Source organism: Embleya sp. NBC_00896 (assembly GCF_045207785.1).
Lineage (GTDB): Bacteria > Actinomycetota > Actinomycetes > Streptomycetales > Streptomycetaceae > Embleya.
Window position 1 is genome coordinate 6,813,197 of sequence record NZ_CP108776.1, and the last position, 16,106, is coordinate 6,829,302.

General features: G+C 71.3%; 15 protein-coding genes. 14 read left to right on the forward strand and 1 reads right to left on the reverse strand.

Translation table 11 applies throughout. The features are described from left to right. The first annotated feature begins 65 nt into the window (after positions 1-65). The 5 genes from OG928_RS30420 (at position 66) to OG928_RS30440 (ending at position 5,065) form a co-directional block, all read left to right on the forward strand. Positions 66-1,295, forward strand: a complete 1,230-nt coding sequence (locus OG928_RS30420; RefSeq protein ID WP_406289661.1) for an MFS transporter — start codon at positions 66-68, stop codon at positions 1,293-1,295. 9 nt (positions 1,296-1,304) lie between these two features. Next, complete coding sequence (pafA, locus tag OG928_RS30425) at positions 1,305-2,666, forward strand: Pup--protein ligase (RefSeq protein WP_406289664.1); 1,362 nt, start codon at positions 1,305-1,307, stop codon at positions 2,664-2,666. A gap of 110 nt (positions 2,667-2,776) precedes the next feature. Further along, positions 2,777-3,613 carry an ABC transporter ATP-binding protein gene (locus OG928_RS30430; RefSeq protein WP_406289666.1) on the forward strand — a complete coding sequence of 279 codons (837 nt, stop codon included), beginning with the start codon at positions 2,777-2,779 and terminating at the stop codon, positions 3,611-3,613. Between the two features lie 82 nt (positions 3,614-3,695). After that, on the forward strand, positions 3,696-4,604 hold the full coding sequence (locus OG928_RS30435) for an FKBP-type peptidyl-prolyl cis-trans isomerase (protein WP_406289667.1): 909 nt from the start codon (positions 3,696-3,698) through the stop codon (positions 4,602-4,604). 83 nt (positions 4,605-4,687) lie between these two features. Then, a complete protein-coding gene (locus OG928_RS30440) occupies positions 4,688-5,065 on the forward strand; it encodes an FKBP-type peptidyl-prolyl cis-trans isomerase (RefSeq protein WP_406291303.1) in 378 nt (125 codons plus the stop codon). 382 nt (positions 5,066-5,447) lie between these two features. On the opposite strand, the gene OG928_RS30445 is transcribed toward OG928_RS30440, so the two are convergent. After that, positions 5,448-6,533 carry a DUF3866 family protein gene (locus tag OG928_RS30445; RefSeq protein WP_406289670.1) on the reverse strand — a complete coding sequence of 362 codons (1,086 nt, stop codon included), beginning with the start codon at positions 6,531-6,533 and terminating at the stop codon, positions 5,448-5,450. A 127-nt stretch (positions 6,534-6,660) separates the two neighbouring features. Here OG928_RS30445 and OG928_RS30450 point away from each other — a divergent pair, with 127 nt between their 5' ends. From OG928_RS30450 to OG928_RS30490, 9 genes are all read left to right on the forward strand, one after another. Further along, complete coding sequence (locus tag OG928_RS30450; RefSeq protein ID WP_406289671.1) at positions 6,661-7,644, forward strand: helix-turn-helix transcriptional regulator; 984 nt, start codon at positions 6,661-6,663, stop codon at positions 7,642-7,644. Continuing rightward, entirely contained in the window at positions 7,641-8,615 is a 975-nt protein-coding gene (locus OG928_RS30455) for a helix-turn-helix transcriptional regulator (RefSeq protein WP_406289673.1), read from the forward strand. The genes OG928_RS30450 and OG928_RS30455 overlap by 4 nt, the downstream gene beginning before the upstream one ends. 59 nt (positions 8,616-8,674) lie before the next feature. Beyond that, positions 8,675-8,878 (forward strand): hypothetical protein, encoded by a 204-nt coding sequence (locus OG928_RS30460; RefSeq protein ID WP_406289675.1) that lies wholly within the window; start codon positions 8,675-8,677, stop codon positions 8,876-8,878. A 31-nt stretch (positions 8,879-8,909) separates the two neighbouring features. Then, positions 8,910-9,137 carry a hypothetical protein gene (locus OG928_RS30465; RefSeq protein ID WP_406289678.1) on the forward strand — a complete coding sequence of 76 codons (228 nt, stop codon included), beginning with the start codon at positions 8,910-8,912 and terminating at the stop codon, positions 9,135-9,137. 130 nt (positions 9,138-9,267) lie between these two features. Beyond that, entirely contained in the window at positions 9,268-9,549 is a 282-nt protein-coding gene (gene tatA, locus OG928_RS30470) for a Sec-independent protein translocase subunit TatA (RefSeq protein WP_406289680.1), read from the forward strand. A 35-nt stretch (positions 9,550-9,584) separates the two neighbouring features. After that, on the forward strand, positions 9,585-10,529 hold the full coding sequence (gene tatC, locus OG928_RS30475; protein WP_406289682.1) for a twin-arginine translocase subunit TatC: 945 nt from the start codon (positions 9,585-9,587) through the stop codon (positions 10,527-10,529). Between the two features lie 26 nt (positions 10,530-10,555). Continuing rightward, positions 10,556-11,428, forward strand: a complete 873-nt coding sequence (locus tag OG928_RS30480; RefSeq protein ID WP_406289685.1) for a diacylglycerol kinase — start codon at positions 10,556-10,558, stop codon at positions 11,426-11,428. Between the two features lie 285 nt (positions 11,429-11,713). Next, the gene (locus OG928_RS30485; RefSeq protein WP_406289687.1) at positions 11,714-14,485 is read left to right on the forward strand and encodes a DEAD/DEAH box helicase; all 2,772 of its coding nucleotides are present in this window, start codon (positions 11,714-11,716) and stop codon (positions 14,483-14,485) included. Between the two features lie 171 nt (positions 14,486-14,656). Next, positions 14,657-16,075 (forward strand): amidase, encoded by a 1,419-nt coding sequence (locus OG928_RS30490; RefSeq protein WP_406289689.1) that lies wholly within the window; start codon positions 14,657-14,659, stop codon positions 16,073-16,075. Positions 16,076-16,106: the final 31 nt, after the last annotated feature.

The window sequence follows — 16,106 nt, forward strand, 5'->3', positions numbered from 1 at the left end:
GTCATACGTATGACGTGATCCTGTGAGGACGTGCCGGGAACGGCACGGGAGGGCGGTACCGGCGCATGCGGACCTATCTGGACCTGCTTCGCGTCCCGCACGCGGCGCGGTTGCTCGGCGGCACGCTGCTCGGGCGATTGCCCAACGGCATGGGCGCGTTGGCCGTGTTGCTGCTGGTGCGCGCGGACGGCGGCGGCTATGGGCTCGCGGGTGCGTTGTCGGCCGTGTACGGCCTGGCGAGCGCGGCCGGGCAGCCGGTGCTGGGGAGGGTGATGGATCGGCGCGGCCAGACCGGCGTGTTGATCGGCTCGGCGGCGGTGTCGGCGCTGGCCTACTGCGTGTTCGCGGCGGTGGGCGCGGATCCGTTGGCGGTGGCGATACCGGCGGTGCTGGTGGCGGGGTTCGCGACGCCGCCGCTGGAGGCGGGGCTGCGCGCGTTGTGGCCCTCGGTGCTCACTCCCGGGCGGGTGCAGGCGGCGTACGCCCTGGACGCCGCCGCGCAGGAGATCCTGTTCACGGTGGGGCCGCTGATCGTGGTGGTCGTGGTGCAGCTGGTGTCGGCGCAGTTGGCGGTGGTGCTCACCGGAGTGATCGGGGTCGCGGGGACGCTGGTGGTGGCGACCGCGCGGCCGTCGCGGGTCTGGCGGGGGGAGCGGCACACGCCGCACTGGGCGGGGGCGCTGCGCTCGTCGGGGCTGCGGGTGGTGCTGGTCGCGTTCACCCTGACCGGCATCGCGCTGGGCGTGCTGAGCGTCGCGGCGGTCGCGTACGCCGATCACGAGGGCTCGGGCGCGCTGTCGGGGGTGTTCCTGGCGGCGATGTCCTTCGGCGCCCTGCTGGGCGGCCTGGTGCACGGGGTGCGGGCGTGGCGGACGTCGCCGGCGCGGCGGCTGTTGTGGTTCATGCTGTGGCTGACGGTGTGCTATCTGCCCCTGATGGCGGTGCCGGGCCCGTGGCTGATGATGCCGCTGGCGGTGCTGTCCGGGGTGTTCCTGGCGCCGGCGATCGCGTGTGTGTTCACGTTGATCGACGAGTTGGCGCCGCGGGGGACGGTGACCGAGGCGTTCGCGTGGCTGGTGGCGGCGATCGGGGCCGGTTCGGCGCTGGGCATGGGGCTCGCCGGATGGGCCGGCGAATTGGGTGGCGCGCGGGCCGCGTTCGCCGTCGCGGGCGGCGGCGCGGGGCTCGGTTTGCTCGTATTGCTGGCGGGTCGGGGCCGGCTGATTTCAAACGTGATCCATTTGGCGGGAATCACCGACCCGGAGTTGTCCCGTAAGGGCACATCGGCGGCGTAATGTTGCCGCATGGACCGCCGCATCTTCGGGCTGGAGAACGAGTACGGCGTCACCTGTACGTTCCGGGGGCAGCGCAGGCTCTCCCCGGACGAGGTGGCGCGCTACCTCTTCCGCCGAGTCGTTTCGTGGGGCCGAAGCAGCAATGTCTTCCTACGCAATGGGGCCAGGCTGTATCTGGATGTGGGCAGCCACCCCGAATACGCGACGCCCGAGTGCGACTCGGTGCCGGAACTTGTCGTGCACGACAAGGCCGGTGAGCGCATTCTCGAAGGTCTCCTCGTCGACGCCGAACGGCGGCTGCACGAAGAGGGCATCGCGGGCGACGTGTATCTCTTCAAGAACAACACCGACTCCGCAGGCAACTCCTACGGTTGCCACGAGAACTATCTGGTGGCGAGGCATGGGGAATTCTCCCGGCTCGCCGATGTGCTCATCCCGTTCCTGGTGACCCGTCAGATGTTGTGCGGCGCGGGCAAGGTGCTGCAGACGCCGCGTGGTGCGGTGTACTGCGTGAGCCAGCGCGCCGAGCACATTTGGGAGGGCGTCAGCTCAGCCACGACCCGTTCCCGTCCGATAATCAACACGCGCGACGAACCGCATGCCGACGCCGAGCGTTATCGGCGTCTGCACGTGATCGTCGGCGACTCCAACATGGCCGAGCCCACCACGCTGCTCAAGGTCGGGTCCACCGATCTGGTGCTGCGGATGATCGAGGCCGGGATCGTCATGCGGGACCTGACCCTGGAGAACCCGATCCGGGCGATCCGCGAGGTCAGCCACGACATGACGGGCTCGCGCAAGGTCCGGCTCGCGAACGGCCGCGAGGCAAGCGCGCTGGACATCCAGCGGGAATACCTGACGAAGGCCCAGGAGTTCGCGGACCGCCGGGGCATCCGCTCCGGGACGGTCGAGAAGGTGCTCGATCTGTGGGAGCGCACGCTCGACGCGATCGACACCGGCAACCTGGACCTGGTCGGGCGCGAGATCGACTGGGTGATCAAGTACCAGCTGATCGAGCGGTATCGGGCCAAGCACAACCTGCCCATGTCCTCGCCGAGGGTCGCCCAGATCGACCTCGCCTACCACGACATCCACCGGCGCCGCGGTCTCTACTACCTGATGGAGAGACGCGGGCAGATCGACCGGATCGGCAACGATCTGAAGATCTTCGAGGCGAAATCGCTGCCGCCGCAGACCACCCGCGCGCGCCTGCGCGGCGAGTTCATCAAAAAGGCCCAGGAGCAGCGGCGCGACTTCACCGTCGACTGGGTGCACCTCAAGCTCAACGACCAGGCGCAGCGCACCGTGCTGTGCAAGGACCCCTTCCGGTCGGTGGACGACCGCGTGGAGAAGTTGATCGCCAGCATGTGATCGCCGGCATGGATCGCGGCATGTGATCACGATCTGACGCCATGTGAGACGAATGGTCGCCCGCCCCTCCCGGGATCAAGGTCGGGGCGGGCGGCCGGCATGCTGGGTCGATGGTCGATACACCTACGTGGGACATCGCTCCGCCGGTCTTCGAGCTCGACTCGGTGGACGTGTGGGCACACGGGTCCGCCGGGCGCACGGACATGCTCGTCGGCGTGGACTGGACGGTGCGCGAGGGCGAGCGCTGGGCGCTGCTCGGGCACAACGGCGCGGGCAAGAGCACGATCCTGGGGCTCGCGGGCGCGCTGCGCTTTCCCGGGAACGGCTCCGTGACCGTGCTGGGCAAGCGGCTCGGCCGCGTGGACGTGCGCGAGGTACGGGCCCAGGTCGGCGCGGTCAACGCCGCGCAGCGCATCCCCGAGTACCTGACCGTCACCGACTACGTGCTGACCGGCGCGAGCGGCACGGTGCAGCCGCTGTACGGCAAGTACGGGCCTGCCGAGCGGGCCCGGGTCCGGGAGCTGATCGGGCTGCTCGGCCTGGAGCGACTCGCGGATCGCGAGATCGCGGTCTGCTCGCAGGGCGAGCGCGGCCGGGCCCGGATCGCCCGCGCGCTGATGCCCGATCCGCGGCTGCTGCTGCTGGACGAGCCGGCCAACGCGCTCGACCTGCCCAGCCGCGAGGAACTCCTGGAGGCGATCGACTCGTTGACGCGCCAGTACCCGCGGCTGACCCTGGTGATCGTCACGCACCACCTGGAGGAGTTGCCCAGCTCGGTGACCCACGCCCTGCTGCTGCGCCGGGGGCGGACGGTGGCGGCCGGACCGGCCGCCGAGGTGATGACGGACGCGCACCTGAGCGAGTGCTTCGGCATTCCGCTGTCGGTGCGCAGCGAGGACGGACGGTGGGCCGCGCGGCTGCGCCGGCCCGGCCGCGAGGTCGCCTGACGGGGTCGCGGTCTTCACGTCGTCCTCACACCGGGAACCCATAGAGTGTCCCGGTCCTTGTCCATCTCAGCAGAGGAACATCGTGCGCCGTCTCGCTGCGCTCCTTCTGGTCCCCGCACTGGCCTTCACCGCGGTCGCGTGTGGCGATGACGACGGAGGAAAAACCGTTACACCCACCGTGTCCGGCGCCTTCGGGCAGAAGCCGGACATCACCATCCCCAAGGGGAAGTCCGGCGACAAGACGACGTCGAAGGTCCTCATCGAGGGCACCGGTGACGTGATCAAGAAGGGCGACTACGTCGTCGCCGACACCGTCGGCAAGAACTGGGACGGCACGGACGCCGGCAACTCGTACGACAGCAAGACCCCCGAGGTCTTCCAGGCCGGCGACGAGCAACTGCTCAAGGAGATCGGGCAGGGGATAATCGGCATGAAGACCGGTTCCCGGATGCTCGTGGTCGTCCCGGCCAAGGTCACCGGGGAGAAGCAGGCCATCGCGCTCATGGTCGACCTGCGCACGACGAAGACGATCGACCCCAAGAGCGAGGCCAAGGGCACCGCGGTGACCCCGCCGGCCGGGCTCCCGGTGGCCAAGGTCGAGTCCGGCAAGCCCGCGGAGATCACCATCCCGCCGGGTACCGCCGCGCCGACCAAGCTGACCGTGCAGACGCTGATCGAGGGCACCGGTCCGGTGGTCCAGAAGGGCCAGACGCTCGTCGCGCAGTACACCGGCGCCCTGTTCGACAAGGGCACCAAGTTCGACTCGTCGTGGGACCACGACGGCGCGACCGCGTTCAAGATCGGCGTCGGCCAGGTCGTGACCGGTTGGGACGAGGGTCTGGTGGGCCAGAAGGTCGGCAGCCGTGTGCTGCTGGTCCTGCCCGCGGACAAGGGCTACGGCGCGCAGGGGTCGGGCGAGAAGATCCCGCCGAACGCGCCGCTGGTGTTCGTCGTCGACATCGTGGACGCCCTGGGCGGCACGGCCGCCTGACGGCTCGTCGGATGACCGAATCGGGCGAGTGGCCCGGTACGTTGGACCCCGCATTCAGCACTCGAACGGATACGGACAAAGCTGTGAAGAAGCTCGAGAAGCCCGAGATCGACTTCCCCGAGGGTGGCGTGCCCGCCGACCTGGAGATCACCGAGATCTGGGAGGGCGACGGCGAGGAGGCCCAAAAGGGCCACAACGTCAGCGTGCACTACGTCGGTGTGGCGTTCTCCACGGGCGAGGAGTTCGACGCGTCCTGGAACCGCGGTTCCGCGCTGAACTTCAAGCTCGGTGTCGGCCAGGTCATCGAGGGCTGGGACCGCGGCGTGCAGGGTATGAAGGTCGGCGGCCGGCGCAAGCTGGTCATTCCGGCGCATCTGGCCTATGGCGATCGTGGGGCGCCTGGTGCGATTGCGCCTGGCGAGACGTTGATCTTCGTGGTCGACCTGATGAAGGTCGGCTAGCGGGTAGGCCCACTCGGCCCCGGTTCGCGCTCCGGCGCGGTCCGGGGCCGTCGCTTTTCCTGGCCGGCCTGCGGCCCGCTTGGCCTCAAACGCCGGCCGGGCTGTTTGGCCTCAAGCGCCGGCCGGGCTGTTTGGCCTTAAGCGCCGGCCGGGCTGATTGCGTTTGGTTGGGTTGGGTGGCCTCAAGCGCCGGCCGGGCTGATTGCGTTCGGTCCGGTTGGGTGGACTCAAGCGCCGGCCGGGCTGATTGCGTTCGGTCCGGTTGGGTGGACTCAAGCGCCGGCCGGGCTGGTTGTGTTCGGTTCGGTTGGGTGGACTCAAGTGGCGGTTGGGCTGTTTCCAGCGCGGCCGGCGTTTGAGGCCACCTCGGCCGGCGCGGGGGTTATGTGGGGAGGAGGTTTGCCGCGTAGTGGCCGGCTGCGGCGGCGGCCAGGAAGTAGGCGTGGTCCGCGTCGAGGCTGCGGCCCATGGTGGAGAGCCGTGCGGGCGAGGAGCGCAGCGCCGTGTCCAAGCCGTCGACATCGACGATCCGTACGTCGTGCCGCGCCCGCAACGGTGCCACGTCGGCCGCGACCCGGGCTCCGAGCGGCTCCGGCAGCCTCGGCACGATCACGTCGGCGCGGGCCAGGGCGACCCGCCCGTAGGCGGTCAGGCTGTGATGCGAGACGCCCTGGTGACGTTCCCGGGCGTCGGCGTCCGAGATCCGCAGCGACGCGACCGGCCGGCCGCCCAGCGTCGCGATCGCGTTGACCGCCTCGCCGGCCGCGACGCCGGAGAAGCCCCACGGCGTGCCTGTACCCAGGTTGCCCGGTCCCTGCGCGACGATCGCGATGTCCGCCCTCTGGACGTGCCGGGCCGCCAGCAGGCCGGTGTGCAGGGTGACCGCCTCCAGGTCCCCGCCGAGCGCCTGACCCACCGTCACGGACCCGGCCAGCCAGCCGTGCTCGCGGAGCGTGTCGACGGTCATCGAGAACCACAGCGGCAGCGTGCCGCCGTCGGTCATCACGTACACCACGCGCGCGTCCGGCCGCGCCGCGCGGATCCCCGCGCACACCGCGGGCAGCGCGGAGTGCAGGTCGGCGACGACCACCGGCATGCCCTCCAACGAGTCGGCGTCGCACAACATTTGGTGGTGCGGCGAGTCCTGCTCGTCCACGCCGAGCACGACCGCCTGCATCGGGGTGTACCGCGCCTTGACCACGTGCCCGGGGCCCTTGGGCGGGTCGGCGGGCAGCCGCTCGGGCAGCGCGACGACCAGCGCGTAGCCGCCGGTACCCAGGCCCATGTCCTGCGCGGTGGTGTTGAGCAACACCGTGTCGCCCACCACGGGTTCGCCGGTGAGCAGCGGGTAGGCGATGGCCCGCAGCTCGCGCGCGGGCTCGGGTTCGGGCACGGCCACCGTCACTTCGACGGCCCCGCGCCACGCTCGTCGTATCGCCGTCACTTCGCCGCGTCGCCAGGTGATCACGGTCCGGCAGCCTAACGGTGCGCGCCCCGGTCGGCGACCTCGTCGGGGCAGATCGGCGGGCGGCACCAACCGATGCGCCGAACGCGGTACGGTCGGGGCTGCGCCGTGTGGGAGGAACTGGGGACTGATGGCGATTCCGAAGCAGGAGCGGTTGGTGAGTCTGGTCATGTGCCTGCTCGCCGCCCGTCGCTACGTCACGAAGGAAGAGTTGCGGCAGTCGATCGAGTCGTATCGGCTGTGCACGTCCGACGAAGCCTTCGACCGCATGTTCGAGCGGGACAAGGACGACGTACGCGAACTCGGCTTCATCGTCGAGACCGGGGCCAACGACCCGCTGATCGAGTCGGCCGACGGCTACCGCATCCGCCCCGAGAAGAACGCGCTGCCGCCGGTGGAGCTGGACCCCGAGGAGGCCGCGGCGCTCGCGCTGGCCGCCGGCGCGTGGCAGCAGTCCGCGCTCGCGGGGGCCGCGACCGGTGCGCTCTACAAGCTCAAGGCCGCCGGCGTCGAGATCGACTCGGCGCCGCTGACCAGCGTCGAGCCGCGGGTGACCGCGCGCGAGCCGGCCTTCGGGCCGCTCCTGGACGCGCTGCGCACCCGCCGCCCGATCCAGTTCGCCTACCGCCGCTCCGGCGCCGCCGAGGCCACGCCCCGCGTGGTCGAGCCGTGGGGGATGAGCTGCTGGCGCGGCCGCTGGTATCTGGTGGGCTGGGCCCGCGACCGGCAGGAGCAGCGGGTGTTCCGGCTCGACCGGATCGCCGACAAGCCCAAGCCGAAGCCGCTCAAGGAGCAGTTCCGGGCCGAGGTGCCGGAGAAGGTCGACGTGCGCGGCCAGGTCGCGCGCTTCGCCGGCGAGGGCGGCGACGGCATCGCCCGGATCCGGGTGCGCACCGGCGCCGGCTTCCCGCTGCGGGCCCGCGCGAGCGCGGTGGTACCCGCCGGCGAGGGCTGGGACGAGCTGGAGCTGACCCACGGACACGGACTGCACCACTGGCTCGCGGAGTTCGGGCCCGACGTGGTCGTGCTGGAGCCGACCCGACTGCGCGACGCCGTGGTCGCACAACTGCGCGAGGCCGCCGGTGAGGCGACAGAACAGGTGAAGGTCGGATGAGCAACGCGATCGACGACACCCGCCGGCTGCTGTCCCTGGTGGCCTATCTGCGCGAGCGCCCCGGCACGCATCTGGAGGACGTCGCGCGCGCCTTCGGGCTGCCGGTGGCGCAGGTCGAGGCCGACCTGGGCACGCTGCACATGTGCGGCACCAGCTTCATGGCCGACGATCTGCTGGAGCCGCACGTCGACTTCGAGGGTCGGGTCTTCCTGGACAACGCCGACGCCCCCGTGCGCCCGGTCCGGCTCGCGCCGCACGAGGCGCTGGCCCTGCTCGTGGCGCTGCGCGCGCTGGCGGGGCTGTCCGGGCTGCGCGAGCGGGACAGGGTCGCGCTCGGCCGGGTCACCGCCAAGCTGGAGGACGCCGCCGGCGAGGCCGCGCGGGCCGCCCAGGGCGTCACCGTCGAGTTCGAGGGCGACGACGCGTCCCAGGAGTCGGCGTTCGCGACGATGGACCGCGCGGTGAGCGAGAAGCGCCGGCTGCGGCTGCGCTACTACGTGCCGCGTCGGGACGAGATCACCGAGCGCGAGGTCGACCCGATCCGGCTGGTCCTGGTCGACGGCCACACCTATCTGGTGGCCTGGTGCCGCCAGGCCGAGGGCCGCCGGCTGTTCCGCCTGGACCGGGTCGCCGAGGCCGTGCTGCTCGACGAGCCCTCCGAGCCGCAGCCGATCGAGCCGCTCGACCTCGCGGACGGGTTCGCGCCGACCGCCGCCGACGGCATGGAGGTCGTGCTCGAACTGGGGCCCGGCGGGCGCTGGGTCACCGAGTACTACCGCTACGACAAGGTCGAGGAGCTGCCCGACGGCGGCCTGCGGCTGACCCTGCGCACGCCCGATCCCGCCGGGATCCGGCGGCTCGCGCTGCGACTGGGCGGGCACGGCAGGGTGTTGTCCCCGCCGGAGCTCGTGGACGACGTACGACGGACCGCGACGGCCGCGCTGGCGGCCTACGCGACCGAGACCGGTTGACCACCGGCACCTCCGGTACCACCGACGACAACCTTCCCGACCTTGCGAGGAGGCCCACGGTGTCGACGTTCACGGCGCGCTGCCCGGTATGCGGACGCGTCGAGTTGACGGCGGATCAGCTACATCTGGTCGTCCGCCCGAACAAGTCCTTCTACCTGTTCCGGTGTCCCACCTGTGCGGACTCGGTGCGCAGGCCCGCGGGCGAGCGGATCGTCGAGCTGCTCACCGACGGTGGCGTCTCCTCCATGCAGGTCGCCCGCTGAGCGGGCGACGGAGGGCTGTTAGGGTCGCCGCATGGTGCCGTGGGTCCTCGTCTTCATCGTGCTCGTCGTCGCCGGACTCGGCGTCATCGCCTGGTTCGCCTGGCGATTGTTCGGTGACGTACGTCACCTCGGGGTGGCCGTCGCGGACGCGTCCACCCGGTTGACGGAAGCCGCCGCCGAGCTGGACTCCGCCTCGGGGCAGCCCCCGCGTTCCGGCACGGTGCCACACGCGCGCCCGGCGCCGGCCCGTCGGCGATGATCCACATCGTTCACCCCTGGGGGTTACGTGCGGTGCGTTTGTTCGCCACTATTGCGTTGCACATGCGTAACACGTACCGGCGTACGATCGAACCCGTAAGCCCCCCGGCCACGGCAATGAGGTACTGACTATGTTTGGCAAGCTCGGTTGGCCCGAGATCATCCTGATCCTGGTTGTCGTCGTGCTGTTGTTCGGCGCCAAGCGTCTGCCGGACACGGCACGTGCGTTGGGTCGCTCGCTGCGCATCCTCAAGAGCGAGACCAAGGCGATGAAGGAGGACGGGGCGGCCGATGCCCCCGCGTCCGACCAGCCCGCCCAGACCACCGAGGTGCCGCCGCGCACCATTCAGGCCGCTCCGGGCGATGTGAACGGGGCGCGGAAGGTCGGCGAACCCGACCACAACCGTCGCTGATTTCGCTCGCGCGTTTCTAGGAGTCGGCCCTCAAGGTGCTTGACAAGGCAGGGCGCGGACGCGAGTCCGGCTCGAAACAGAAGAAGAACAAGGACGCCGAGGGGCGCATGCCCCTGATGGAGCATTTGCGCGAACTGCGCAATCGCCTCGTCAAGGCGCTCCTGGCCATCATCGTCGTGACCATCGTCGCCGCGTTCTACTACAAGGACATCGGCGCCTTTCTCGTCGAACCGGCCTGTGGCCTGAAGAACGTCAAGGGCACCGGCTCCACCGACTGTGAATTGCTGGTCCAGAGCGGCGCGCTGGGCCCGTTCTCGATGATGCTCAAGCTCTCGCTGGTGAGCGGCATCATCGCGGCCTCGCCGATCTGGCTCTACCAGCTGTGGGCCTTCCTGGCACCGGGGCTGCACCGGCACGAGAAGAAGTACTCGCTGGCGTTCGTCGGCGTCGGCGTCCCGCTGTTCCTGGGCGGCGCCTACTTCTCGTACTGGATCTTGCCGCACACCCTGGAGGTGCTGCTCGAGTTCACGCTCACGGACGCGAGCAACCAGATCCAGCTCGACGAGTACCTCAACTTCGTGGTCCGCATGGTGGTCGTGTTCGGCCTCGCGTGCGAGCTGCCGCTCGTGCTGATCATGCTGAACTTCGGCGGGGTCGTCACCGCCAAGCAGCTCGCGGGCTGGTGGCGCTGGGTCGTCATGGGCATCTTCGTGTTCGGCGCGGTGGCCACCCCCACCACGGACCCGATCACGATGATCCTGCTGTCCATCCCGATCACGGTCCTGTACGGGGTCGCTCTGATCGTCGCCTGGATCAACGACCGGCGCCGAGGCAGGGCCCGTGCGAAGGCGCTGGGCGGGGACCTGGACGACGACGAGGCGTCCGTCCTGGACACCGGGCCGGCCCCCGTGGACGCTCCGTCCGCGGTGGACCCCGAGCCCGGCCGGGAGCCGGGGACCAGGGTGGACGACATCACCTGAGCGGTCGTGGGCTAACCTCCCGCCTTGTGTCTCGGGAGATCGCAGTATTCGTCAACCCCACCGCGGGCCGGGGTCGTGGCCTCAAGGCCGCGTCCGTCACGGCCGATCTGCTCCGCGACCGGGGGCTGACACCACATCAGGTGTCCGCCCCCGGTGCCGCCGAGGGAATCGCCCGCCTGCGTGCGGTGGTCCGCAAGGGAGTCGACGCCGTCGTCGCGGTCGGCGGCGACGGAACCGTGGCCGCCGCGCTACAGGCGCTGGCGGGCACGAGTACGCCGCTGGGCGTGGTGCCGATCGGCTCCGGCAACGACTTCGCGCGGGCCCTGGACCTGCCGCTGGGGGACGTGGCAGCCGCGGCGCGCGTGGTGGCCGAGCTGCGCGCGCGGACGGTGGACCTGGGCCGGGTCGGCGAGCGCTGGTTCGGCACGATCCTGTGCTCGGGCTTCGACTCGCGCGTCAACGAACGCGCCAACAAGATGACCTGGGCCGGCGGGCGGACCCGCTACAACGCCGCGCTGCTCGGCGAGCTGGGCACGCTCAAGCCGGTTCCCTACGAGCTGGAACTCGACGGCAAGCCGTTCGACGTCGAGGCCACCCTGATCGCGGTCGGCAACAGCCGCTCCTACGGCGGCGGCATGCGGATGTGCCCCGACGCGGACCTCTCCGACGGTCTGTTCGACGTCACCGTGGTCGGCGCGTGCGGGCGCGCGGAGCTGCTGCGGGTGTTTCCCCGGGTGTATGGCGGGCGGCACCTGAGCCACCCCAAGGTCACCGTGTACCGGGCCGCGACCGTGTCGCTGACCGCGCGCGGGCTGAGTGCGTGGGCTGACGGCGAGCGTGTCGGTGCGTTGCCGATTACCGCCGATTGTGTGCCTTCGGCTGTGCGGGTGTTGGTGTAGCGCTCCGTTGTGGGCGGGCGGAGCCGGGGGTGTCCTCAAGCGCCGGACGGGCTGGATGGGTGTCCTCAAGCGCCGGACGGGCTTGAAAGGTGTCCTCAAACGCCGGACGGGCTGGAGGAAGCGTCGGGCGGGCTTGGGAGGAAGCGTCCGACGGGCTTGGGAGGAAGCGTCGGGCGGGCTTGGGTGGGCTTGGAAGGGGGGTGGGTGGGCTTTGGGGGTTTGGGGGCGAAGATCGAAAAAAGGTGATCACGGGTTGTGGTCGTGGCCGGTAGTCTGCATAGCGAGATGCCTCTCGATCCTTCACGCGGCACGGACCGCGACACCCAGATGTCCCCCGCCGAGCGCTATGCGGCCTCGCGTCGCCGGGCGGTCGACGAGCGGACGAGTCTGCACGCGTTTCGCGAGCAGTACCCCTTCGGCCTCGACCCCTTCCAGATCGAGGCCTGTCGCGCGCTCGAAGGCGGCAAGGGTGTCCTGGTCGCGGCGCCGACCGGTTCGGGCAAGACGGTGGTCGGCGAGTTCGCCGTGCACCTCGCGCTCGAACAGGGGCGCAAGTGCTTCTACACGACGCCCATCAAGGCGCTGTCGAACCAGAAGTTCGGCGACTTCCAGAAGCTCTACGGCGCGGACAAGGTCGGCCTGCTCACCGGGGACAACTCGGTCAACAGCGACGCGCCGATCATCGTGATGACCACCGAGGTCCTGCGGAACATGCTCTACGCGTCCTCGAACGCGTTGAACGGCCTCGGCTACGTCGTGATGGACGAGGTGCACTACCTCTCCGACCGCTTCCGCGGCGCGGTGTGGGAAGAGGTGATCATCCACCTCTCCGAGTCGGTCACCCTGGTGTCGCTGTCGGCGACGGTCAGCAACGCCGAGGAGTTCGGCGACTGGCTGGGGACCGTGCGCGGCGAGACCGCCGTGGTGGTGTCCGAGCACCGACCCGTGCCGCTGTGGCAGCACGTGATCGCCGGCAACCGCACCTACGACCTGTTCACCGACGAGAACCACACCCAGGTCAACCCCGAACTCGTGCGGCTCGGCCGGATGGAGAGCGAGCGGGTCGGGCGCCCGCAGGACCGCTACCGCCGCAATCGCGGCGAGGAGGCGCGTCCCGTCCGCAGCCGGATCTGGACGCCCAGCCGCGCGGACGTGATCGACCGGCTCGACGCCGAGGGCCTGCTGCCCGCGATCACCTTCATCTTCAGCCGCAAGGGCTGCGAGGCGGCCGTCCAGCAGTGCCTGCACGCGGGTCTGCGGCTCAACGGCGAGGCCGAGCGCAACGAGGTCCGCGCGCTCGTCGAGGCGCGCACCGCCGGGATCCCCGACGAGGATCGGCACGTCCTCGGCTACCACTCCTGGCTGGAGGCCCTCCAGCGCGGGATCGCCGCGCACCACGCGGGCATGCTGCCGACCTTCAAGGAGGTCGTCGAGGAGCTGTTCGTCAAGGGCCTGGTCAAGGCGGTCTTCGCGACCGAGACGCTCGCGCTGGGCATCAACATGCCGGCCCGGTCCGTGGTGCTGGAGAAGCTCGTCAAGTGGAACGGCGAGACGCACGCCGACCTCACCGCGGGGGAGTACACCCAGCTCACCGGGCGCGCCGGGCGCCGCGGCATCGACGTGGAGGGCCACGCCGTCGTGCTGTGGCACCAGGGCTTCGACGCCGGGCACCTGGCCGGCCTCGCGGGCACCCGCACGTATCCGCTGCGGTCCTCCTTCAGCCCCTCGTACAACATGGCCGTCAACCTCGTCGGCCAGGTCGGCCGGCACCGCTCGCGCGAGCTTCTGGAGACCTCGTTCGCGCAGTTCCAGGCGGACCGCTCGGTGGTCGGACTGACCCGGCAGGTGCAGCGCAACGAGGAGGGCCTGGCGGGCTACCACGAGGCGATGACGTGCCACCTCGGCGACTTCGCCGAGTACGGGCAGCTGCGCCGCGCGCTCAAGGACCGCGAGACCGAGCTGGCCCGCGAGGGCGCCTCGCAGCGCCGCGCCGCGGCCGCCGCGTCGTTGGAGAAGCTCAAGCCCGGCGACATCATCGTGGTGCCCACCGGCAAGTACGCGGGCCTGGCCGTGGTCCTGGACCCCGGCCACGACCAGGGACCCGACGGGTCGCGCCCGTACGTGCTCACCTCGGACCGGCAGGCCCGCCGGCTCGCCGCGATCGACTTCCCCGTGCCGGTCACCGCGATCGACCACCTGCGGATCCCCCGCTCGTTCAACGCGCGCAGCCCGCAGTCCCGGCGCGACCTCGCGTCCTCGCTGCGCGCCAAGGCCGGACACGTCGACCACCCCCGGACCCGCAAGCAGCGCTCGCCCGCGGCCGACGACCGCGAGATCACCCGGCTCCGGCAGGCGATCCGGCAGCACCCCTGTCACGGCTGCGACGACCGCGAGGAGCACGCGCGCTGGGCCGAGCGCTACTACCGGCTGCTGCGCGACACCCAGCAGATCGAGAGCCGGATGAAGGGCCGCACGCACACCATCGCGCGCACCTTCGACCGGGTCTGCGGCATGCTCACCGACCTCGACTACCTCAAGGGCGACACGGTCACCGAGGACGGCCGCCGGCTCGCCCGGATCTACGCCGAGCTGGACCTGCTCACCGCCGAATGCCTGCGCGAGGGCCTGTGGGAGGACCTGACCCCGGCCGAGCTGGCCGCGTGCGCGTCGGCGCTGGTGTACGAGTCGCGCCAGCCGGACGACGCGCTGGCGCCCAAGCTGCCGGGCGGTGCGGCCTCCGCCGCGTTGGCCGACATGGTCCGCCTGTGGGGGCACCTGGACGCGCTGGAGGGTCAGCACCACCTCGACTTCCTGCGTGAGCCGGACCTGGGCTTCGCGTGGACGGCGTTCTCGTGGGCCTCGGGCCAGAGCCTGGACGCGGTGCTCGGCGACGCCGACCTCCCGGCCGGCGACTTCGTCCGCTGGATCAAGCAGCTCGTCGACGTGCTCGGCCAGATCGCCGCGGCGGCCCCCGAGGACAGCAAGGTCGCGGGCACCGCCCGCAAGGCGGTCGAGGCGCTGCGCCGCGGCGTGGTCTCGTACTCCTCGGTCGGCTGAGCGCGCCCGCCCCGACGGCCTCGGCGCCCCGGCGTTCCCGCCGAGGCACCGGGGCCGTTCGCGTGCGACGGGGCGGTCCCCGGGGGATGGGACCGATGGGGCCGATGGGGCGTCGGTCGACTCGCGTACGGTGCTGGGCGTAGGTGTTTCACCAGCGCTGGAGGTCGTGCCGTGCGGATAGACGAGTATCAGTCCTATGACGCCACCGGACTCGCGGGGCTGATCGCCCGCGGGGAGGTGACGGCGGATCAGGTGCTCGATGCCGCGTTCGAGGCGATCAAGCATCGCGAGCCCGCGCTCGGCGCCGTGGTGGCCACCTGCGAGGAGCAGGCCCGGGCCGCCGTCGAGGGGCTGTTGCCCGGGGTGCTGGCCGGTGTGCCGTATCTGATCAAGGACCTCGAGTGCGACGTGGCCGGGATGGCCACGAGCAACGGGTCGCGGCTGTTCGCGGACAAGGTGGCCACGCGCGACAGCACGCTGGTGACCCGGCTGCGCGCGGCGGGGGTGCTGATCGTGGGCAAGACGAACACGCCCGAGTTCGGCCTGGGCACCAGCACCGAGCCGGGCCTGTGGGGCCCCGCGCGCAACCCCTGGCATCCGGACCGCAGCGCGGGCGGCTCCAGCGGCGGGTCCGCCGCGGCGGTCGCGGCCGGGATGGTGCCGGTCGCACACGCCACCGACGGCGGCGGCTCGATCCGGATCCCGGCCGCGTGCTGCGGGGTGTTCGGTCTCAAGCCCAGTCGGGGCCGGGTCACCTCCGGGCCCGATCACGGCGAGTCGTGGGCGGGGCTCGCCGCCGCGCACGCGGTCACCCGGACGGTCCGCGACAGCGCGACGCTGCTCGACGTCACCGGCACCCCGGAGCCGGGCGATCCCTACTACGCCCCGGCGCCCGCGGGCCCGTACGCGGCGGAGGTCGGCGCGGATCCCGGGCGGCTGCGGATCGGGCTGAACCTGTCGCCGGTGGACGCCGACCTCGTGGTCGACGCCGAGTGTGTGCGGGCCGCGGAGGAGGCCGCCGCGCTGTGCGTGGCGCTCGGGCACGACGTCGATCCGGTCGAGTGGCCGGACGCGGTGACCCGGCCCGGCGAGGTGATCGCGCCGATCAGCGCCGCGCACATCGCGCGCATCGTGGACCTGCGGCTGGCCGAGCTGGGCCGCGACCTCGCCCCCGGCGATCTCGACGCGGCCACCGCGATGATCGTGGACAAGGGCCGCAGGCTGCCGCTCGCGCGCTACCTCGCCGCGATCGACACGATGCACGCGATCGGGCGGGCGGTGGCCCGGTTGACCGCGCGCTACGACGTGCTGCTGACGCCGACCATGGCGGTGGTGCCGCCGGTGCTGGGCGAACTCGATCCCAATCGCGACCCGGTCGGCGCGCTGCGGGGGATGCGCGGGATGGCCGCGTTCACCAGCCTGTTCAACGTCACCGGGCAGCCGGCGATGTCCGTGCCGCTGGGGCGGACCGCGGACGGGCTGCCGCTGGGCGTGCAGTTCGCGGGCCGCTACGGCGACGAGGCCACGCTGCTGCGGCTCGCGGGGCAGTTGGAGGTCGCAGCCCCGTGGGCGGGCACGGCCGTCGGGTAGCGCGCTTGGCCCGGTGCGCTCGGCTCGGCGC